General features: G+C 55.6%; 15 protein-coding genes. 11 read left to right on the plus strand and 4 right to left on the minus strand.

The genetic code is table 11. The features are described from left to right. Positions 1-124 precede the first annotated feature (124 nt). Both D0544_RS05505 and D0544_RS05510 read left to right on the plus strand, forming a co-directional pair. On the plus strand, positions 125-976 hold the full coding sequence (locus D0544_RS05505; protein WP_125014991.1) for an AAA family ATPase: 852 nt from the start codon (positions 125-127) through the stop codon (positions 974-976). Between the two features lie 3 nt (positions 977-979). Then, on the plus strand, positions 980-2158 hold the full coding sequence (locus D0544_RS05510) for a vWA domain-containing protein (protein ID WP_125014992.1): 1179 nt from the start codon (positions 980-982) through the stop codon (positions 2156-2158). A gap of 7 nt (positions 2159-2165) precedes the next feature. Here D0544_RS05510 and D0544_RS05515 read toward each other — a convergent pair whose 3' ends face one another. Beyond that, on the minus strand, positions 2166-5069 hold the full coding sequence (locus D0544_RS05515; RefSeq protein ID WP_125014993.1) for an HD domain-containing phosphohydrolase: 2904 nt from the start codon (positions 5067-5069) through the stop codon (positions 2166-2168). A gap of 148 nt (positions 5070-5217) precedes the next feature. Here D0544_RS05515 and D0544_RS05520 point away from each other — a divergent pair, with 148 nt between their 5' ends. The 3 genes from D0544_RS05520 (at position 5218) to D0544_RS05530 (ending at position 10442) form a co-directional block, all read left to right on the plus strand. Next, complete coding sequence (locus D0544_RS05520; protein ID WP_125014994.1) at positions 5218-6117, plus strand: TIGR01777 family oxidoreductase; 900 nt, start codon at positions 5218-5220, stop codon at positions 6115-6117. 150 nt (positions 6118-6267) lie between these two features. Beyond that, positions 6268-7311, plus strand: a complete 1044-nt coding sequence (locus D0544_RS05525) for an efflux RND transporter periplasmic adaptor subunit (protein WP_207905767.1) — start codon at positions 6268-6270, stop codon at positions 7309-7311. 5 nt (positions 7312-7316) lie between these two features. Next, positions 7317-10442, plus strand: coding sequence for an efflux RND transporter permease subunit (locus D0544_RS05530; RefSeq protein WP_125014996.1), 3126 nt, complete (start codon positions 7317-7319; stop codon positions 10440-10442). Here the strand turns inward: D0544_RS05530 and D0544_RS05535 are convergent. Further along, positions 10439-10888, minus strand: a complete 450-nt coding sequence (locus tag D0544_RS05535) for a PA2817 family protein (RefSeq protein WP_125014997.1) — start codon at positions 10886-10888, stop codon at positions 10439-10441. The two genes, D0544_RS05530 and D0544_RS05535, sit on opposite strands and share 4 nt — an antisense overlap. Before the next feature lie 158 nt (positions 10889-11046). Between D0544_RS05535 and D0544_RS05540 the strand changes: the two genes are divergently transcribed. From D0544_RS05540 to queF, 3 genes are read left to right on the plus strand one after another with little or no spacing between them, the layout of a single operon-like run. Continuing rightward, positions 11047-11976, plus strand: coding sequence for an ABC transporter ATP-binding protein (locus tag D0544_RS05540; RefSeq protein WP_125014998.1), 930 nt, complete (start codon positions 11047-11049; stop codon positions 11974-11976). Then, positions 11973-12749: an ABC transporter permease gene (locus tag D0544_RS05545; protein ID WP_125014999.1), complete on the plus strand. Its 777-nt coding sequence runs from the start codon at positions 11973-11975 to the stop codon at positions 12747-12749. Before D0544_RS05540 ends, D0544_RS05545 begins: the two co-directional genes overlap by 4 nt. 12 nt (positions 12750-12761) lie before the next feature. Next, positions 12762-13583, plus strand: a complete 822-nt coding sequence (gene queF / locus D0544_RS05550; RefSeq protein ID WP_125015000.1) for an NADPH-dependent 7-cyano-7-deazaguanine reductase QueF — start codon at positions 12762-12764, stop codon at positions 13581-13583. A 38-nt stretch (positions 13584-13621) separates the two neighbouring features. Here the strand turns inward: queF and D0544_RS05555 are convergent, their stop codons facing one another. Both D0544_RS05555 and D0544_RS05560 read right to left on the minus strand, forming a co-directional pair. Further along, on the minus strand, positions 13622-14995 hold the full coding sequence (locus tag D0544_RS05555) for an adenylate/guanylate cyclase domain-containing protein (protein WP_125015001.1): 1374 nt from the start codon (positions 14993-14995) through the stop codon (positions 13622-13624). An 86-nt stretch (positions 14996-15081) separates the two neighbouring features. Next, positions 15082-15783 carry an endonuclease V gene (locus D0544_RS05560; protein ID WP_125015002.1) on the minus strand — a complete coding sequence of 234 codons (702 nt, stop codon included), beginning with the start codon at positions 15781-15783 and terminating at the stop codon, positions 15082-15084. A gap of 337 nt (positions 15784-16120) precedes the next feature. On the opposite strand from D0544_RS05560, the gene prsK reads away from it, so the two are divergent. From prsK to prsT, 3 genes are read left to right on the plus strand one after another with little or no spacing between them, the layout of a single operon-like run. Next, positions 16121-18193: an XrtA/PEP-CTERM system histidine kinase PrsK gene (prsK, locus tag D0544_RS05565; RefSeq protein WP_125015003.1), complete on the plus strand. Its 2073-nt coding sequence runs from the start codon at positions 16121-16123 to the stop codon at positions 18191-18193. Further along, complete coding sequence (gene prsR / locus D0544_RS05570) at positions 18190-19566, plus strand: PEP-CTERM-box response regulator transcription factor (RefSeq protein ID WP_125015004.1); 1377 nt, start codon at positions 18190-18192, stop codon at positions 19564-19566. Before prsK ends, prsR begins: the two co-directional genes overlap by 4 nt. Further along, the gene (gene prsT, locus D0544_RS05575) at positions 19566-22232 is read left to right on the plus strand and encodes an XrtA/PEP-CTERM system TPR-repeat protein PrsT (protein WP_125015005.1); all 2667 of its coding nucleotides are present in this window, start codon (positions 19566-19568) and stop codon (positions 22230-22232) included. Before prsR ends, prsT begins: the two co-directional genes overlap by 1 nt. Positions 22233-22234 lie beyond the last annotated feature (2 nt).

The following is a 22234-nucleotide window of genomic DNA, read 5'->3' on the forward strand; positions in this document are numbered from 1 at the left end:
GATAGTTATAAGCTGGCTCTGTGGTTGATGTGTCAACTGGTCTCCGATAGAGTGCTGTGGCCGAAATAGTTATCATCTACGATAGCAGAGAACACAACGAGGCTCGTTAAACGAGGTAAGCGCGATGAAATTTGATAGTACCCAGCAGTACGTGGCCACCGATGACCTGAAAATGGCGGTTAATGCGGCGATTACCCTGCAGCGGCCATTGCTGGTTAAAGGAGAGCCCGGGACGGGTAAAACCATGCTGGCCGAACAGGTGGCAGAGTCGCTGGGTTATCCCTTGATTCAATGGAACATCAAATCCACTACCAAGGCCCAGCAGGGACTCTACGAGTACGATGCAGTATCTCGCTTGCGGGACTCCCAGTTGGGTGACGACCGCGTTCACGATATCTCCAACTACATCGTCAAAGGCAAGCTCTGGGAAGCCTTCGAGGCCGGCGAGCAGGTGGTGCTGTTGATCGATGAGATCGATAAGGCTGATATCGAGTTCCCCAACGACCTCCTGCAGGAGCTCGATCGTATGGAGTTTTTTGTCTACGAACTCCAGAAAACCGTTAAGGCGGTGCATCGCCCCATTATCATCATCACCAGTAATAATGAAAAAGAGCTGCCCGACGCCTTCCTGCGCCGCTGCTTCTTCCACTACATCTCATTTCCCGATCGCGACACCATGGCTCGCATCGTTGATGTCCATTACCCCGGCCTGGCTGAGCAGCTGGTGAAGGAGGCTCTGGAGGTGTTTTTCGACGTGAGGCAGGTTCCGGGTCTCAAGAAAAAGCCCTCAACCTCAGAATTAATCGACTGGTTGAAGCTGCTCATGGCCGATGATGTGGGCGCGAGACTATTGCAGGAGCGTGATGCCACCAAGGCGATTCCTCCTCTGTGCGGTGCTCTCGTTAAGAATGAACAGGACGTGCAGCTGCTGGAGCGGTTGGCCTTTATGACTCGCCGCCAGGGGCGTCAGGGCTAGGCCATGTTGCTCGATTTTTTCACTGAGGTCAGGGCGGCCCGGGTTCCCGCCACCCTGAAGGAACTCTTAGACCTGATGGAGGCTCTCCAACAAGGGGTGGTCTTTGCCAATGTCGACCAGTTTTACTTTCTGGCTCGCACCTGCCTGGTGAAGGATGAGAAATACTTCGACCGCTTTGACCGCGCCTTCAGTGCCTATTTTGAAGGGCTTGAGAATATTGATGAGCTTCTACAGGCGATGATCCCTGAGGAGTGGTTGCGCAAGGAGTTTGAAAAATTTCTCACGGAGGAGGAGAAGGCCAAAATTGAATCCCTCGGTAGCCTGGATAAACTGCTGGAGGAGTTCAAGAAACGTCTCGAGGAGCAGAAAAAGCGACATCAGGGCGGCAACCGCTGGATAGGAACCGGTGGCACCTCGCCTTTCGGCGCCTATGGTTACAATCCGGAGGGCATCCGCATAGGCCAGGAAGGAGGGCGCAATCAAAGCGCGGCGAAAGTATGGGATCAGCGCAGTTTTCGCAACCTGGATGAGGATGTGGAGCTGGGAACCCGTAATATCAAGATGGCGCTTCGACGCCTTCGTAAGTTTGCTCGCCAAGGGGCTGCAGAGCAGCTGGATATCGATGACACCATCTCATCGACTGCTCGTAACGGCGGCTGGCTCGACCTAAAGCTGGTTCCTGAACGGCATAATGCGGTCAAAGTGCTTCTGTTTATCGACATCGGCGGCACCATGGACCCACATGTCCGGGTGTGTGAAGAACTTTTTTCTGCCTGCAAAACCGAGTTCAAGCACCTGGAGTTTTACTATTTTCACAATTGCCTTTATGAAAGCGTATGGCGAGATAACCTCCGCCGTATGAGTGAGCGAACCTCCACCTGGGATCTTCTTCATACCTTTGGCAGTGATTACAAGGTAATCTTCATCGGTGACGCATCGATGTCTCCCTACGAGGTCAGTCACATAGGGGGAAGTGTAGAACACTGGAATGAAGAGCCTGGTGCTCTCTGGTTGCAACGGGTATGCGAAAAGTTCAATAAGGTGATCTGGCTTAACCCCCACGCACCGGACACCTGGCGCTACACCCAGTCTACCCAAATGATCAAGCAGCTGATCGAGGATAAAATGTATCCCCTGACAGTCAAGGGCCTGGAGGAGGGTATGCGTTATCTCAGCAAATGACAGGCTTTCATCCGCTTGGGTACAGGTCGCGCTGCTCCGCTTCTAGAAACAGTTCAGCGTAGCGCTCAGGAATTCGGTTGGCGACAAACAGCCTGAAAAGTTCTCCGTCAATGTGCTCATCCTTAACCATTCGCTCCATGATTTCCAAGGCTTCACTCAGGGTTTTGGGAGCCTTATAGGGACGATCATAAGCCGTCAGGGCCTCAAAGATATCTGCGATCGCCATGGCTCTGGCACTGATGGAAAGCTGGTCTCTCCCAAGTTTTTTGGGGTAACCGGTGCCATCCATTTTTTCATGATGCCCTCCAGCAATCGCGGGTACATCGCGCAGATGCCTTGGGTAGGGCAGCTTTTCAAGCATAATGATGGTTTGCACAATATGATCATTGATCATATAGCGTTCCTCTTCGCTGAGTGTGCCTTTGGCGACGCAAAGGTTGTACAGCTCCCCCCTGTTGTATTTGTGCTCCGGTGTGTCAATTTTGAATCCGTAACGGTTGTCGGGAGATATCCGGTCCTGCTCTCTCCTTGGAATAAGGTGTTCCGGCTTGTCGTCCAGGGCGCGTTCAAGCACAGGCAGGGTCTCAGGGGGACGGGCCGCCTTGCGCTGTAGCTCCTCCCAGGAAACCCCCATGCGGTCATCCAGCGTACGAAGCCAGGTTCGCCGGGCGATACGCGTAAGCCTTTGTTGATCCTCCTCCGACATAAACTCGCTGCCCTGGTTACACCGGGCGATGAAACTGAACTCCTCATCCAGGTTAGCCAGCTCGCGGTCGCGCTCCGCTGCCAGCTCCGCAGGGTTGCCCCCTTCACTGATCGCTATCCAGTAATCGAGCTGGACATCCCGCTTCATCACCTCAAATCGCATCCTTACCTCATGGATACGATCGTAGAGGGTTTCCAGTTTGGTGGCTTTGTCCACCACATATTCCGGGGTCGTCACCTTTCCGCAGTCGTGTAGCCAGGATGCGATATCCAGCGCCTCCCAGTCCTCATCGCTCAGGTGGTAGTTGCTAAAGGCGGGGGTATCGGAGTGGTGGGCTGCCTCGCAGATCATGCGAGTCAGTTCGGGCACCCGTTGGCAGTGGCCTCCGGTATAGGGCGATTTGGCGTCTATGGCACCGGCGATCAGCTTTATAAAGGAGTCCAGCAGCCGCTTTTGCATCAGCTGCAACTGCTTGCTCTCGAGGGAGACCGCTGCGAAACCGGACAGGGCATCAACGAAGTTGAGTTGGTGTCGACTCGCAGAGTCGTCTTCTCCCTCAATGGGGATAAACAACAGGCAGAGCAGCCCGAATCCCTGTTGCTGCCGGTCGTGCAGCGGCAGGGCGATCATGTTCAGTCGGGAGGCTTGCATCGCAGTGGCGAGCTCGGGCAGGCTGCCCTCGTTGGCATCGATAGTGATCGTGCTGGGGCGCTTGTTTGTCAGTGCGCGCGTCAGTGGGCTCCGCTCTTTGTGTACCTCAATGTCAGGCAGGTTGTGCTGCTGAAAAAGGCCATGACTGTACAGTGTAGAGGGTGACATGGCCGCATCATCGGCATCGAGCAGGTAGAGCAGGGCTCCATCGGCATGGGCGACCTCGCAGGTTTCTTTGAGGATTCTCTCCTGCAGCGCTTCAAGGTTTTTCTCCCGGGCCAGGGAGTCGATCAACGATAAAAACCGGGATATGGTGTCGCTCATCATGTGGGTGGCGTCCGACAGCTCATCCACCTCCTTGATCATGGAGTAGACTCGGGTCTTGGGGTCAAAGTCCATGTTGCTGATGGCCCTGGCGTGCTCGGCCAGGCGGTTAAGCGGGGTAGCAATTCGCTTTGCCAGTATCCAGGCAACCGGCATTGCCAATAGAATCAAGAGGATGGTGATCTGCATCAGCTCCCAGCGGATGGTGTAGGCTTCGGAGAACAACTCATGATTGGGTGCTACCACGATCATTCGCAGGTCAAGGCCGCTGCTGCTCGGCAGGGTGCGCACGCTACCGGTCCATTGCAATTTCCCCTGCTCAAATTCGATTTGTCCCGGAGCCAGTTTGGATACGCTGTCAAACCAGGTAAGAGCTGAACTTCCCAGTTGCGTAATGTGTGAGAGGCTAACCTGGTCGTCGCTGCTTTGCAGTATGATGCGTTTGCTGTCTGGGTAGGCAAGGACCTGCCCCTGTGGATCAACCACCACCACTTCTGATGAGGGGGTAAATTGAGCGCCGGCGATGGTCGCTGACAGCTGTTGTAAAGTGACATCGGCAGCAATCACTGCCGTGTTGCCGGGCAGGGCGCGGGCAATGTTGATTCCCACTTGTCGCATAAAAAAGAACAGGTAGGGTTCAGTGCGCACGGTGTCCTGTTGGCTGATCGCCTGCTGATACCAGATACGAGTGCGTGGATCATACCCGGTATAGGGTTCGATGGTTTGAGAGAGGAGGTGGTAATCCTCGTCAAAATAGAGACGGCTGAAAACCGATTGCTCGCCTGCATAATCTATGTTGTCCACCATCAAAAAGGCATTATCGGGTGGCGAAAAGCGAGTTCTCAGGTAGGCGGTAACCGGGCGCAGGATGAAGTAGTCACCATCCTCATAGCCGATCTGCAGGCCCGACATTGCGGGCAGGTCAATGAGCGCACGGTGAAGTGTGCCTATATGGGTCAGCCGCTGTTCGAGGTTGAGTGCCCGCTCAAGCCCGATCAGGCTGAGAATGGAGAGGTTGTTGCCAACGGGGCCATAGGTGAGGTTGACCTGCTGAATAACCCGTTCGGCAATCTGGCTGGAAAGCTGGTTGGTGGCGCCGTAGATGATCTCGCTGGTGCGACTGTAGTTGTACCAGGCCAGGGTGACGCCAAGAATCAGGATCAGAGCGACAATGAGGGTCGCTATCTGCACCTGTATGGTAAAACGAAAGCGTTTTGGTTCCCGCTTCATGGCAAGCACCTCGCCAGCCGTCCTTCTCCCTCCATTGGGTGGCCCTCCTCAGCATACTGGGCATAACAATCGGGTGGGACTCTATACCTTGCTATAGTCTATCAGAGGAATTTAAGTGCGCCGGCGGACAGTCGCCGTAGGAGAGGTTATGGACAGGTCATTGTTAGTCACTGGCGGAACCGGCTTTATCGGTTATCAGCTTTTACCCACCCTCGTGGAGGCAGGCTATCGCCTTTGGGTATTAACACGCCGAGAGCCCGCATCCCTCAACACGCTCGGGGGTAAGATTTGCTACATCAGCAGCTTTGACCAGGTGGCTGAGGTCGATGGTGTGATTAACCTGGCGGGAGAGGGAATCGTAGACAGCCGCTGGAGCGAACGCCGCAAGCAACAACTGCTGGAGAGTCGAGAGAACCTAACCCTGCGCCTGGTGGATTGGCTGGGTGGTTTGTCACGACCACCCGAGGCGATGATCAGTGGTTCTGCGGTGGGCTATTACGGCTATCATGACCCGACCGAGTTGCTCGATGAAAGCCAGGGAGGACAACAGGATTTTGCCTCTACCCTTTGCCAGCGATGGGAAGCTGCGGCCATCAAGGCTGAGGCCCTAGGGGTGAGGGTGTGCCGGCTTCGTATCGGTGTAGTACTGGCCGCAAATGGGGGAGCGCTTGGCAGAATGCTGCCCCCCTTTAAACTTGGGCTGGGTGGTCCTATTGCCACTGGCAAGCAGATGATCTCCTGGATTCAGCGTGAGGACCTGATAGCCGCCATCCTTTTTTTGCTACATAGCAATGATCTGTCGGGGGCCTTTAATGCCACTTCCCCCCATCCTGTCAGCAACAGGGTATTCAGCGAGGCTCTGGCCAAGGTTCTGGGGCGGCCCTGCTGGCTGCCGGTCCCTGCCTATGCCATGCGGCTGTTGCTTGGGGAGGCATCGGACCTGCTCGTGAAAGGGCAAGCGGTCGTCCCTGAGCGCTTATTGAAGGCGGGTTTTACTTTTCGGCACCCGCTGATTTCGGATGCGATTGAGTACTCCCTGAAGGGGTGAGCGGTCGCCTGGATTGGTGTATACTGGGTCTTTTAGTTGATATGCCAACTAAGTGTTGCTCAGCGATTGAGCGCGACTCTATAAAACCAATCAAGGTAGATTCCTGTGGGTGTACAAACTCGAAATTTGCTGAGTGTGGCCTGGCTATCCATGGCTGTGCTGCTGAGTGGTTGCAAAGATGAACAGGCAACCACTGTGGAGCCGATTCGGCCTGTAAAGATTCTGACTATCAAGGACCCGGCCCGTGGAGTGCTGCGTTCGTTACCGGGCAAGGTGGATGCGGGCGAGCAGGTGGTGCTGGCCTTCAAGATCGCCGGAGACCTGGTTGAGCTGCCGGTCAAGGAGTCTCAACAGGTTACCCAGGGGCAGCTGGTAGCGCGGCTTGACCCCCACGACTTGCAGCTAAAGCTGGACGATGCCGAGGCCCGGCATCACAAATCCGAGGCGGATTTCCGGCGCTACCAACAGCTGTATAAAAAGGGGCATGTTTCCGAGGCCCAGTTAGAGGCAGCAGAAGCGGATTTCAAAATTAAACAGGCGGCGTTGGCAACGGCCCGTAGCGACCTGGAACACACCCGCCTGCGCGCGCCCTTTTCAGGGCAGGTATCGCGCCGCTATGTGGAGAACTTCCAGCGGCTACAGGCGAAAGAGCCGGTAATCAAGATTCAGGACCTGTCGAAAATCGAGATTCGCATCAATGTCCCTGAGAACATTGTGGCCATGGCACAGCAGATTCGGCAGATGCCCGAGTATCAGCCCATGGCCAGTTTTGCGGCGCTGCCGGGCCGCTCTTTTGAGGTAACCCTCAAGGAGCTGTCGACGGTGGCGGACCCGGCCACCCAAACCTACGAGGCCGTTTACGAGATGCCGGCGCCCCAGGGGATTACCATTCTGCCCGGGATGACTGCACAGATCAGCGCCCGGATACCCACTCTGCTGGATCTGGAGAAGCGCGATAGCTATCTGATACCGGCGGGTTCTGTTTATAGCGATGAGCAGCAGCAAAGCGCGGTATTTAAGGTGGGGGAGGGGCACCGGTTAAGCAAGCAACTAGTCGAAGTAGCTGGGCTCGAGGGTGACAGTATCCGCATCGCCGCCGGGCTCGCGCCGGGGGATCGAATTGTGGCCGCAGGGGTACATTTTTTGCGGGAGGGGCAGCAGGTGCGCCTGCTTACCCGTGAAGGGGGACTCTGACGCTGATGAACATCGCGGAGTTTAGCATTACCCGTCGCATATCGACCTGGCTCTTTGTGGTGATACTCGGCCTCGGTGGCGTGATCAGTTTTGAAAAGCTGGGCCGCCTCGAGGATCCGGTTTATGTGATCAAGGAAGCCAAAATTATCACCCACTACCCGGGCGCATCACCGACCCAGGTGGAGGAGGAAGTGACCTTCCATATCGAAAACGCAGTTCAACTGCTGCCCCAACTCAAGCGGGTTGAGTCTATTTCACAGCAGGGGTATTCGGAGGTCAGGGTCACCATTCAGGACCACTTCAATGAGAAAACCCTTCCGCAGGTGTGGGACGAACTGAGACGCAAGGTGCGCGATATCACGCAGCTGCCGCCGGGGGCATCAGAGCCTTTGGTGTGGGACGCCTATGGCGATGTGTTTGGCATGTTTTACGCCATCACCGGCAGCGGCTATTCCAACCGTGAGCTCAAGGATTTTGCCAAGGTCTTGCAGCGGGACCTGCTGATGGTCCCCGGAGTTGCCAAGGTGCAGTATGGTGGCGTGCTGGGTCAGCGCATTTTTGTCGATATGTCGCGTGACAAGCTCTCACAGTTGGGGATCACCCCCAACCAAATCGCTAAAACACTCTCAGAACAGAACCTGTTGACTGATTCGGGGCGGGTACGGGTCGACAATGAGTTCCTGGTGATCAACCCCTCAGGTGAGTTCAACTCGCCCGAGGAGATCGGCGCTCTGCTCATCAAGCAGTTGGGGGCGGGTCCAGCCTACAGCCAGACCATCGAAGGGCTGGCGGACCAGCAGGCAGATTATCGCCATGGGGCCCCCAAACTGATTCACCTCGATGACGTGGCGACGGTATCCCTCGATTACGATGAGACGCCTACCCAGATCATCCGTCATAACGCTGAGCCCGCCTTGACCCTCTCCGTGGCGGTGCAAAACGGGGTCAATGTAATCGACGTCGGCAGGGCGATTCAGGAGAGAATTCGTGCCCTGCGGGCCAGCACACCTGCGGGTATCGAGATTCACCCGGTCTACGAGCAGTCTGTTTATGTGGAACGGTCGGTTGAGGGGTTCCTGGTCAGCCTCTCCCAGGCTCTGGGGATTGTAATCCTGGTGCTGCTGATTTTTATGGGGCCGCGCAGTGGGTTGCTGATCGGTGCCATTTTGCTGCTGACGGTGTCGGGAACCCTGTTGGTGATGTACATCACCGGGATAGACCTGCAGCGCATCTCCCTGGGGGGATTGATTATCGCACTGGGGATGCTGGTAGATAACGCCATAGTGGTGACCGAAGGCATTATGGTCAGGATGCAGCGCGGCCAGAGCGCCCTGAAAGCTGCTAAAACCGTTGTCGATCAAACCCTGTGGCCGCTTTTTGGCGCCACCCTGGTGGGGATTTTTGCCTTTGCCCCCATTGGCCTGTCGCCGGATAAAACGGGGGCCTATTGCAACACCCTGTTCTGGGTCATCTTTATCTCCTTGATGTTGAGCTGGTACACCGCGGTTGCAGTGGCCCCGCTCTTTTGTCACCTGATTCTCAAGCGCGGCGGCGCTGCCAGTGAGGCGGCGATCTACGATCACCCCCTGTACCGGGGCTATCGCGCGATGCTGGTGTCGGCGATCCGTTTTCGCTGGTTGACCCTGTTGCTGGTGGTCTGTCTGCTGGCAGCCGCGATCGTTGGGTTTCGCTACCTCAAACAGGGTTTTTTCCCTGACTCCAACACGCCGATCTTTTACATCGATTATTGGCGAGCGGAGGGTACCGATATTCGCGCAACCAGCGATGACCTCAAGGCGATCGAGCGGTACCTGCTGGCGCAACCGGAAGTGGTGTCGGTCACTACCTCTGTGGGTCGAGGGGTGTCCCGCTTTCTCCTGGTCTATGCCCCCAAGGGGGTTAACAGCAGTTATGGACAGTTGATCGTCAAGCTTGAGGATAACACCCAGATCGGTTCACTGATTGACCGGGCCCGACTGCATATTGCAGAGACTTTCCCCGACAGCGAACCCAAGTTCCAGCGGGTACGGCTCGGACCAGGGCGAGATTCCAAGATTGAAGTACGTTTCAGCGGCCCCGATCCAAGAGTGCTCCGAGAGCTTTCAAGCCAGGCTAAGGAGATTATGTGGGCCGACAGCAATGCCGATAACGTCCGCGATGACTGGCGCCAGCAAACCAAGGTGCTGGTTCCCCTGTTCAATGAGGTTCGCGCGCGACAGGCGGGGGTGAGCCGACCTGACCTGACCAGTGCCATCAAGGCGGGCTTTGAGGGACGAACCGTCGGTACCTATAGGGATGGAACCACTTTGCTGCCGATTGTGATCCGCGCGGTTGAAGCAGAGCGAAACGACATCAGTAATATCGCCGGCTTGCAGGTGTGGAGTCCTACCCTGAACCGCCCCGTACCGATCCAGCAGGTGGTGGATGGGTTTGAAACCCACTGGCAGGATCCCATCATTAAACGCCGCGACCGCGTTCGCACCCTGACTGCCTCCTGCGACCCGAGGGAGGGGCAGGCCAGCACCCTCCTCAATCGACTGCGTCCACAGATCGAGGCGATCGATCTGCCGCCGGGTTATCGAATGGAGTGGGGCGGGGAGTTTGAGGACTCTTCCGATGCACGCAAATCAGTGTTCAAGTTTATCCCCCTGGGAATACTGGCGATGCTGGTGACAGTGATCCTGCTGTTCAATGCCATCAAACAGCCCTTGATTATCTGGCTTTGTGTACCGCTCTCAGTGACCGGGGTGAGCGCTGCCCTGCTGCTCAGTGGTCAGCCTTTTGGCTTTATGGCGCTGCTCGGGTTTCTCAGCCTCTCGGGGATGCTGATCAAAAACGCCATCGTCTTGTTGGAGCAAATTGACCTGGAGATCAAGGAGGGCAAGGAGCCCTACCGGGCTGTGGTGGACTCCTCGGTAAGCCGCGTGCGACCGGTGATGATGGCCGCCCTGACCACGGTACTGGGGATGATCCCTCTGGTGTACGATGTCTTTTTCAGCTCAATGGCCGTCACCATTATGGGGGGCTTGAGCTTCGCAACCCTGCTCACCCTGATCGTGGTGCCGGTCCTTTATACGCTCTTTTTCGGGATTCCCGCCTCGCCCAGGCGAGTGACTGAAACGGCGGCCTAATGAAGCCCCTGAGGCTGGGTGGTTAACTGCTGGCGGGTAGCCACCCAGTCAAAATCGTTCCCCTTCTCAAGCGCCTGGTGATAGAGCTCCTCCAGTTGCTGGTAGAGCTCTACCTCTGCCTCGGGCATCCAGTGAAGGCAGTCACCACCAAGCAGCCACAGCAGGTCCCGGCTGACGAGGGGGGTCAGCTGGGGGAAATTGGCGATCAGCAGGCTGATCGACTGCTGTGCATCAAACAGCGCCGACTCCTCTCCCTGCTCCAGTTCTGGCAGCAGTTGCTCCAGCTTGGCGAGCAATGGGTTATCGCTGAACTCCGGCATGGTGCCACTCTCAACCAGCTGCCTGAGCTGTTGTTGGAGTTGCTGGAGGAGTTCGAAGCGTAAGCGGGGGAGAGAAAAAGCAGCCATGGCGATCGATACACTGTCGGTAGTGGTAGGGGAGGCCATTATAGGGTGCCGTCACGGGGATGTCAGTGAGGTGGTGCCGGAATGATTCCGCTTTAGGTATAATCGGCGGCCCTCGCTTACCCCCTGCCTTCCGCTGAAGGGGGGAGGCTGTGCCAGCCGAAGCACTATCTGCAGGGACTAAAAGAGACAGCAACGATATGAATGATGCATTGGTAATTTCGGGTCTGACGAAGCGTTATGCGAACGGCTTCGAAGCGCTCAAGGGGATCGACTTTCGTGTTCAGCAGGGCGACTTCTTTGCTTTGTTGGGCCCCAATGGGGCGGGCAAATCCACCACCATCGGCATCATCTCCTCACTGGTCACCAAAAGTGCAGGGACAGTGACGGTGTTTGGCCACGACCTGGATACCGATCTGAGTCAGGCTAAACAGCACCTGGGGGTGGTGCCCCAGGAGTTTAATTTTAACCAGTTTGAAAAGCCGATCGATATCCTGGTCACCCAGGCCGGCTATTACGGCATCCCCCGTGCCCTGGCTCGCGAGCGTGCAGAGTACTACCTCAAGAAGTTGGGTATCTGGGATAAGCGAGCGGTGCAGTCCCGGCTGTTATCGGGAGGGATGAAGCGACGGCTGATGATCGCCCGTGCTTTGATCCATAAACCCAAGCTGTTGATTCTTGATGAGCCGACTGCCGGTGTCGATATCGAGTTGCGGCGCAGCATGTGGCAGTTCCTGCGGGAGATCAATGCCAACGAAGGTGTCACCATCATACTGACCACCCATTATCTCGAGGAGGCTGAGCAGCTCTGTCGTCACATTGCGATTATCGACAAGGGACGCCTGGTTCAGAATACTTCTATGAAACAGCTCCTCGGCCAGCTGAATGTGGAGACCTTTATACTGGATGCACGCCAGAGTCTGCCCCCATCGCTGGATGTAGAAGGCTACCGTGTCAGGCGGATGGATGACTTTACCCTCGAGGTGGAGATGGACAAGAGCCAAAATATGAATGATCTGTTTGCAGAGCTCCAGGCCCAGGGGGTTGAAGTATCCAGTATGCGTAATCGTTCTAACCGGCTGGAGGAGTTGTTTGTGTCCCTGGTTGAAAAGCAGGAGGGCTTGCTATGAGAGCGGCTGACGCCTGGATCGCCTTTATGACGATCGCCATCAAGGAGGTACGCCGTTTCCTGCGAATCTGGCCGCAAACGTTGTTGCCCCCGGCGATCACCATGCTGCTCTACTTTGTTATCTTTGGCAGCGTGATCGGCTCCCGTATCGGTGAAATGGGCGGCTTCAGTTATATGGAGTACGTGGTGCCTGGGCTGATCATGATGTCGGTCATTACCAACTCCTACGGCAATGTTGCCTCCTCCTTTTACAGCAATAAATTCCAGCGCAGCGTCGAGGAGATTCTGGTCTCACCGGTGCCTGACTACCTGATGCTGGCTGGTTTTGTCTGTGGCGGTGTGATCCGGGGCCTCCTGGTGGGTAGCATCGTGACCCTGCTGTCGCTGACCTTTACCAGCCTGCCGATGCACAGCGTCGGGGTGACTATACTGGCGGTTGTGATGACGGCGGTGCTGTTCTCGCTGGGGGGCTTTATTAATGCGCTCTACGCCAACAGTTTTGATGATATTTCGATTATCCCGACCTTTGTCCTGACCCCGCTCACCTATCTCGGGGGGGTATTCTATTCGATCAATGTATTACCGGATTTTTGGGCGGGGCTGTCTCACCTGAACCCGATTCTCTACATGGTTAATACCTTCCGTTACGGTATTTTGGGGTACTCCGATGGGGTGCCTGTGGTTGAGGCGTTGGCCCTGCTGGCCCTGCTGACAGTGATCGTTTTTTGCTTTACGTTGTTCCTGTTGCGTCGTGGAACCGGTCTACGTCACTAGGAGGAGTTCTCGATGAGCCAAGACCTGCACCTTTCCCCCCTGGGGAAGCAGTCCGAATATGTCTGTGAGTACAGCCCGCAGCTGTTGCACCCCATCGCGCGCAGCGAGAACCGCGCCGCCCTGGGGATTGGTGAGCTACTGCCGTTCAGGGGTGTCGATATCTGGAACGCCTATGAGCTCTCCTGGCTCAACCTCAACGGTAAGCCGCAGGTGGCGGTGGGGCGTTTTTCCATCCCCTGCGATTCGACCCATATCATTGAGTCCAAATCGTTCAAGCTCTACCTCAACTCCTTCAACCAGAGCCGTATTGGTGATCAGGGGACACTACAGGGGGTGCTGGAGCGGGATCTTTCGGCGGCGGCGGGGGCGCCGGTCGGGGTTGCTATCCAGACCCATCAGCAGGTCTCGGAAGCGGGGTTGGAACTCCCCCTCGGCGATGGCATTGATGACCTGGATGTTTCGATCGACCATTACGATACCGATGCAGGCCTGCTGCAGGTAGCCGATATGGTGGTCAATGAGCGTCTCTACAGCCGGCTGCTGAAGTCCAACTGTCCAGTCACGGGGCAGCCTGACTGGGGCACATTGATGATCGCCTACCGGGGAAAGCGCCTTTGCCGTGAATCGCTCCTGAAGTACATCGTATCCTTCCGGCAGCACAGCGACTTCCATGAGCACTGCGTGGAGCGTATTTTTATGGATATCAAGGCGATCACCAAGGCCGAGTCCCTGGAGGTGGTGGCGCGCTATGTGAGAAGAGGAGGATTGGATATCAACCCCTGTCGTTCGCTGGGGGAGTGCAGCTTTGGCAATGGACGTCTGGCCAACCAGTAACGCTGTGCCTGCCGGCCTTAGGGCAGCGCCCTGAGGGGTTAGAGGATCACCCGCTCCTTAAGCTGGCGTGCCGCTGACTGCAGAGCCTGCACGACGCGCTCCTTGTCGTAGCTTTTTACCTTCTCGGTATCCAGGTACATGGAAAATCCATCGATCTGGTGCTCGATGAAGCTCTGGTCGGCTCCCAGGTCCTTGCGGAAATCGACCACCTGGAAGGTGGGAACCGGACGACTGAACCCTTTCACCTCCAGCGCGCCCTTGTCGCGGCACATAATCACATCCTTGATCATGGAGTAGGTCTCATAGGAGATCAGAATCTGGCCCGGCTCGGCGTTGCTTTCGAGGCGACTGGCGAGATTAACCTCTTTACCGATAATGGTGTAATCCATACGGCTGGCGGCCCCGAAATTTCCGACCGTGCAGAAGCCCGTGTTGATTCCCATACGAATCTGCAGTGGCCGCTGGATGCCCTGGCTAAGCCAGCGCTGGCGCAATACCTTCATGTGTTTGCGCATGGCGATCGCCATGGAAACCGCCGCCAGTGCGTCCCGTTTGGCACCCCCGCTTTTGCTGTCCCCGAAAAACACCATGATGGCATCGCCCACAAACTTGTCGATGGTGCCACCGTATTTGAGAGCGATGTTCGACATTTCGGTGAGGTAGTTGTTCAGCAGCTCGGTGAGTTCTTCGGATTCCATCTCCTCCGACAGTTCGGTAAATCCCTTGATATCGCTGAAGAACACCGTCAGGCGCTTGCGCTGGGTTTCCAGGCTACCGTCCTGGTCGCCGGAAAAAAGAGACTCCCACACCGGCGGCGAAAGGTAACGGCTGAGCTTGCTCATAAGCCGAATATGACGCTCTTTCTCCTCCCTAAGCTGTCGATCCCGGGCCTGCAGTTTATGCTTGCGAGCATGGATTTCTTTTCCTGTTACAGCCAGGTAGAGACTTGTGGTGATCGCCACGGCAAAGAGACAAACCGGCGGGGCGGCGGGGACAAACTCGGGCTGCAGCAGGAAAAACAGGCTGGCGCTACTGGCGATCAGGAAAAGGAACAGGTAGGGGAGGTTGCGGGCTCCCGAATAGCACTGGCTGTTCAACACAATGAGCAACAACAATACCAGACTGGGTGCGGGCATGAATCCCCAGGCGGCAATCAGCGAGCCTATGTGTAGGCCGTCCAGACTCGCGGCGGTTGGGCTATCGCGAAATCGATCAAGACGGTGATGCTTGAACAGGAGCGGGTAAAGCAGCAGGTAGGGAAGCGCCCAGACCAGGTAATCGGGTACCACTTTGGCCGAGTAAGCCGCGGCCAGCGTTGTAGTGGCGGTAAGATAAATCAGGAATCGCGAATAAAAATTCGTAGCTTCGCCGCGGGCGGCTCGGGTGGATATGAGGGTCTTATGTCCAGACATAGGGGCACTGGCCAGCTTTCAATCGCGTAGCCCGTCATAGTAATTCGCTTCCGGCTCCAGTACCAGTCCAAGTGTTGATCGGCGGGTTATCCCAACTCCGGTGAGGGGTTCAGCTGACTCAACTGTGAGATGGGCTGTGGGGTAAGCAGCTCCAGCATATCGGCGTTCTCAAGGGTGGGCGGAACGGCCTGGAGTGACCAACGCAGGGCTTGCTTCAAACTGATGCGGTGGGCGTTGGAAACGTAGATGGGAGGGAGGTCGGGGTGCACTCTCAGCAGGGCGCCATGGGTACCCTGGGCCGTTTTGTGGGGGATCCAGTTACCGCGTTTAAGCTTCATGCGTTGTGTTATGGGGCCCTGGGGTGCGGAACGCCAGCCGATCGTGGGGATGTTGCACATCAGGCCAATGTGGCTGGCTAACCCAAAACGCTGGGTATCGGTAACCCCTCGGCCATCGCAGATTATAAGGTCAGGCGTTTCTTTCAGGGCCGAAAGGGCCTTAAGTAATACCGGTGCCTTGCGAAATGACATCAACCCCGGCAGCGCAGGGAAATCCAGGCGCAAGGTCGCGCTGTGACGCTCAACCACTTCAAACCCGGGCACACGGAACAGGGTAACGTTTGCGGTGCTGTATTCGTCATCCAGGTTGTACAGCAGCTGCGCCCGTGCAATCAGCTCCACCCCCTCCAAAGCCTCTTCATCCTGGATGATCCAGGCGCTCAAGCTCTTCTGTATAGCGGCCGCTTGGGTTTCTGTGATGTTCCAGGGATGTAGGGCGTTGATTTTCATAAATGATCTACGTGCATGGTGGCCATAATATAGCCACTCTTCCTGCAGCAGGGAAGGCTGGGGGCAGCGCGGTGAGAGCCCGTGCCGGTTTCGTCGTGTAGGCTTGTAAACGGACTCGCCCTCTGAAGGCTGGGCCAGGGTGATTCAGATTGTTTAAATCTATCCACGATTACTTCTACCACCTATCAGTTGAATTTGGCATAAGGCTTTCAGTGACCGTTAAAAAAATCGACAGTTGTTGAAACGCTGCATACACTCAATTGTGTCGTTTTCTCGGCACTTAAGGCGTTCAACCCTCAAAACTGCTGCCGCAGAGAATAACAAGGGCCGGAGTTAAATGGACTTTATCATCCAGGTCAGCTACGGATCGCTGGCTGCTGTCTATTCAGTGCTGCTGCTTCTGACCTTTTATCGGGTCAGTGGGGAGCTGGTATGGCATTTCCGGTGGTTGTGCCTGGCGCTAATCCTGTGGGCGGCTGCTGTCTGTTTTGCGGCATCAAGCCCCGAGTGGCTGTACGCTGATACCTGGGTGCTGGAAAGCCTGCGTAATGTTCTCATCGGTCTGCTGCTGCTGCGTCTATGGCCCTTGCCGACTCGTTGGCCTCGCTGGCTGATCATAGCCGCCTTGATTTTTCCTCTCCTTATCGATGCACTTGATGTTTTTCGTATCTCTGTGCAGCAGCAAATCTCCCTGGACCCTCGCTTAGTGGGGCATCTGGCGGTATCGATTATTTTGCTCTCCCTGCTTGAACAGGTCTATGCGGCGGTGGACCTGGAGCGGCGTTGGGCTGTAAAACACTTTTTTCTGGGGTTGCTGGCCCTGATACTGTTTGACCTTTTCCTCTATGCAGAGGCGGTGCTTTATCAACACCTTAATGATGCCTTGTTGGCGGCCAGGGGAATAGCCAGCCTGTTGGTGGTCCCACTGTTCTTGCTCGCCGGTGTAAGAAACCCCCATTGGGACGCCAAATTCATGGTTTCACGGCACGCCGCCTTTCGCACGGCCTCATTACTGTTGATTGGCGGCTATCTGCTGGCGGTTGCCATCGCTGGTTTCTATGTTCGGGATTTTGGCGGCCGCTGGGGTGACCTGCTGTTGCTGCTGGTTATCTTTTTTGCGGCCACGGTTCTGTTTTTGCTGGTGAGCTCCGGCCAGGTGCGTTCGGTCTTGTCGGTGCTGATTGCCAAGCATTTTTTTCGTCTCAAGTACGATTACCGTGAGCAGTGGCTACTGGTCACCCACGCCCTTGATGAGGAGACTGAAGGCGATACGCTCCAGGACCGGTGTCTGAGAGTGATGTGCAACGCGCTGGATAGCCGGGGAGCTTTGATCTGGAAACGGGATGACCAGCGCAAACTGGTTGCCTGCGGCTTTTGGAATATGCTGCGCTCACGCTATGAAAGGGAGCAGATCACCGCCAGTACGCTCGGCTTTTTACGGCAAGAAGGTTGGGTAATAGACCTTAACGAATACCGCACCTTTCCTGAACGCTATCCCGCGGGCCTGGATCTTGGTTTTTTGGCCGAGGACCAGGACCTGTGGCTGGTGATACCTTTGATAAATGCGTCTGAAGTATTCGCTGTGGTGGTGTTGGCCACACCCCGCTCAATGCGGGAGATCGGGTGGGAGGATCACGATTTTATCAAGCTCGTTGCGCAGCAGGTGTCCAGCTACCTATCGCTGGCCGACGCCCATGATGCACTGGCGAAGGCCAAGCAATTTGAAGCCTACAACCGGGTCTCGGCTTTTGTCGTTCACGACCTGAAAAATATCAGCGCCCAGTTAAAGCTATTGCTGAGTAATATGGCCCGTCATCGATCTAACCCTGAGTTTATCGATGATTGTGTCGAGACCATTGAGCACTCGGTGGCCAAAATGGACCGTATGCTTGCCCAGTTGAGCGGCGATAAAATCAGTGAACATGGGGTGTCTCACATCGATTTGGGTGCGCAGGTAAAGGCGATTGCGCTTCGTTTCGCCGGAGCATGCAAACAGGTTTCCATCCCCGATGATCAGCAGGGAATCAAACTCCTGCTTGACGAACAGCGCTTCTCATCTGCGTTAGAAAACCTGATAAAGAATGCCGTCGAGTCGGCGGGCCCCAAAGGGGAAGTAGAGGTCTCCTTTGGCGTTAGGGAGGAGGATTCAAGACCCTTTGTAGATGTGGCTGACAACGGCCCCGGAATGAGCGAAGCCTTTATCCAGGATTCCCTTTTTCGCCCTTTCCAGACCACCAAGGGCAATGCGGGGATGGGGATAGGGCTATTCGATGCCAGAGAGTATATGCGAATGATCGGCGGGGATATCCAGGTCGAGAACCGAAACGGTGGGTGGACACGCTTCACGCTTTTATTTCCACCGCTGGAAACCGAAACAGGGAACCTGGTCGCAGGGGGGGCAATGCAATGACGGGAAAACGCGTTTTGCTGGTCATAGAGGATGACATCGGGCTGCAAAAACAGATGAAGTGGTCGCTGGGGGACCACGATATCAGGGTAGCCACTGACATGGACTCGGCGCTTGTGCAGTTACGGAAAGAGGAACCCGCAGTAGTGACGCTCGATCTGGGGCTGCCCCCAGACCCCGCCAATGCGTCCCAAGGGCTGGCATTACTTGAACGTGTGATTGCCGAGCGTCCTTCTACCAAAGTAATTGTGGTGACGGGAAATAATGATCGGGAAAATGCGGTAAAGGCGGTATCGATGGGCGCCTATGACTTCTACCAGAAGCCCATCGATATTGATGAGCTCAAATTGATCATTGATAGGGCCTATCGCTTATACGATCTGGAGGAGGAGAACCGAAAACTGCAACAGGGGATCGGCTTTGAACCGCTGCGAGGGGTCATCGCCTGCTCTGAAATAATGCAGAGTGTTACGCGAACGGTCGAAAAGGTGGCGCCATCGGAGATCAGTGTCCTGCTGCTGGGGGAGAGCGGAACCGGCAAAGAGGTGTTGGCCAAGGCCCTGCATTCATTAAGTGGCCGAAAAGGGCGCTTTGTTGCGGTTAATTGTGCGGCCATTCCTGAAACCCTGCTGGAAAGTGAACTGTTTGGCCACGAGCGAGGGGCATTCACCGGGGCGGTGAAGCAAACGGTTGGAAAGATCGAGTATGCCAATGAGGGTACGTTCTTTCTGGATGAAATTGGTGACCTTCCCATCGCCCTGCAAACAAAGCTGCTAAGGTTTCTTCAGGAAAGGACAATCGAGCGAATTGGCGGGCGAGGTGAGATACCCGTGGATGTTCGTGTCATCTGCGCAACCCACCAAAACCTGGAGAAGCTTATTGAGGAGGGGCTGTTTCGAAGCGACCTTTATTACCGCATCAGCGAGATGAGTATTGAGATACCCCCTCTGCGCATGAGGGAGGGGGACTCGGTAGTTATCGCCAGTGCTTTGATCGAGCGCCTTTCCAATGGCGACAAGCGGCCACCCGTGCTGACCGATGAATCGATCATGGCGATAGAGGCGTACGCCTGGCCTGGCAACATTCGCGAGCTTGAAAACCGCATCAAACGCGCCCTGATTATGGCTGAGCATGGACGGATTCTTCCCGCTGACCTTCAGCTGGAGGAGCCCGGTGAAGATGCTGTATTGCCCTTTAACCTGAAGTCCATACGCGAAAAAACGGAGCGCGAAGTGATCAGCCGGGCGATCGGGTACACGGATAACAACATCTCCAGGGCGGCTGAACTGCTCGGAGTCACGCGGCCAACCCTGTACTCGTTAATGCATAAGTACGGAATCATGGAAACCAAAAAAGTGGGAGAGGATAGCCCGTGATGAAACCAAAATACGGTGGGATTCTGGTAGCCATGACGTTGATGGTGGCGTTGCCGGTTTTTGCAAAGGATTACCTGCAAAGCGCCAGGGATTACATCAGTGAGGGGAATAACCCGGCAGCGATTATTGAGTTAAAAAACTACCTGGCAGAGACCCCTGGCTCGGTAGAGGCGCGGGAGTTGCTGGCAACGACCGAGCTGGAAACAGGGGATGTGGATGCGGCCATAGCAGCCTATGAATACCTCGACCAATCTGACCAGCTGGGGCCACACAAGGTGGTCGAACTGGCCAACCTGTATCTGGTCAAACGATCACCAGAAAAGGCGCTGGCGCTCTTATCCTCACGGCAGCCGAGCCCCGATACCGCAGCGTTAGCGCTTCTATCCAAGGGCAATGCGTTGCTGGCACAGGCGATGCTGGTCGATGCCAGGGAAGCGTTCAATGCCTCAATGGCAAAGGAACCCTCGCCTGGTGCCACTATTGGCCTTGCCAAAATTCTGGTGGCGGAAAATAAATCTAATGACGCGCGGCAACTGCTCGATCCGCTGCTCGAACAGGATCCCAATAATCTGGAGGCCCTGCTGTTAAGTGCCCAGATCGCCTCTCTTGAAAAGCGCTATGAGGATGCCATCGGCACGCTTGAAGTGCTGGAAAAAGATAACTTTGGCGGCTCCTATGTTAGCCTCCGAAAGGCGGGAGCCATGCTGGCGTCAGGCGATTCACAAGGTGCTGAGCAGGTACTGCTCAGCGTGATCAAGTCTGAGCCCAACAATATGCAGGCCAGTTTTGATCTCGGACGCCTGTATCTCGCTCGTAATGAGTACGCTAAATCAAGGTCTTATTTCGAGAAAGTACTCTCCCGTGTACCGAATCACTTGCCAACCATGTACCTTGCATCCATTGCTCACTATCAGCTCGGTGCCAAAAACCAGGCCAGGGATCTACTCAATCGTTACCTCAAACACTATCCGGATAACAGGACAGCCCGCACCCTGCTGGCTACCATCATGCTGGAGCAAAATGACTACCAAACGGTAATCGCCCTGCTTGAGAATCCTCAGGGCGATGACCCCTTGATGCCGATGGAGCTGCTGTTAATCGGTAAGGCTTATATGGGCATCAACAGGACAGAAGAGGGTATTCGTTATCTCGAGCAGTCCAGGATGGGTGCCGCCGATAAGCTCCAGGTAGAGGAGTATCTCGCGAACGCCTATCTTCAGGCCGGGAATCTGAAGGAGGCGGCAGACTCGCTGGACCGCCTTGCCGCAGAAGATAGACCCACCTTTCAGTCCGATAAGCGCCTTGTTAGCTATTACTTGCAGCAAGGGGAGGTGGCGCTCGCCCAAAGCCTGGTTGAGAGCCGCCTTAAGCAGTTTCCCGAGGTCAGTGATTATTACTACCTCAAGGCAGAAATACTGGAAGTCAGTAAAGAGTACAGCCGGGCCAGAAGTGAGTACAAGAAGGTAGAGTCCGGGGCCAGGGAACGAATACCGGCACAGATTGGTGTAGCCCGCACACTGGTAAAAGAGGGAAAGATCGAGACAGCGGTTGAGGTGTTGGAGCCCCTCCTCGATGTTCCAGAGCCTGATATCCGGCTTTCAGTCTATTATGCCAGCTTGCAGGCCAACCGAGGGGAGCGGGAAAAAGCGGAACAACAGCTGATCAAGGCACAGCCGAGGGAAGGGAAACGGTCGCAGGTCAGTCTCGCCCTTGCCGCTCTCTATTTGAGTAGTGGGGACCTTGATAAGTCCGCCCTTAATGCTGGCAGGGCGCTTAACAAGCAGCCGGATAGTCTTTTAGCGAACCAGTTGATGTTGCAGCTAGCCGTTAAGCGTGCCGAAGGTCATAACATCGACCACTACTTTTCAAGGTTGCTGACTATCGATCCCAACCCGATTCCTGTGCTGCAAAGCTATTTAGGGTGGCTGGTTAGCGGTAAGGATTACATCAGGGCTAATGAGGTGTTGACGCGCTTTGAGGCGAGAGCGGATCAGGCTAACCAGCCATCGATTAGGCTGTTGCGGGTGATGTTGGATACCGAAACGGGCGACCTGAGCCGTGCGGAAAATACACTGGCCACTCTTGAAAAAGAGTACCCCAGTGAGCCGGAAGTGATAGGCGCTCGTGTACGCCTTTGGTTACAAACGGGAAGGGATGACAGGGCTTTTGATCACCTGGAGGCCAGCTATAAGCGAACCGGCGATAGCCGTTATGTCTCCCAGACTACGGCGTTGGCCAGTAACCCGACTTTGTCTAAAAAAATCATCGATCTCCACCGGGCTGCGTTATCCAAAGAGCCGGAAAACATCTCACTCAACAACAACATCGCCTGGTTGCTCATGCTAAAGGGAGACCAGAGCGCAGAGCGCTATGCAAGAAAAGCGTATGCAGCATCTGGGAAGAGCCCAGAAGTTATGGATACCCTGGGATGGATTCTGGTTCGCTTTGGCAAACCGGCTGAGGGGCTTTTGCTGTTGCGGTCTGCACACGAGGCTCTGCCAGGCAATCGGGAGATAGCCTATCACTATGCCGCAGCCCTGCCACCCGACAAGGCCGCTGAGGCTTTGGCACTGCTTGAGCAGATTTTGGACGGTGATAAGGCTTTTTCTGAACGCGAAGCGGCGCTTAAGTTGATGGATAAAATCAAGCGAGAAAGTTCTAACTAAAT

Source organism: Aestuariirhabdus litorea (assembly GCF_003864255.1).
Lineage (GTDB): Bacteria > Pseudomonadota > Gammaproteobacteria > Pseudomonadales > Aestuariirhabdaceae > Aestuariirhabdus > Aestuariirhabdus litorea.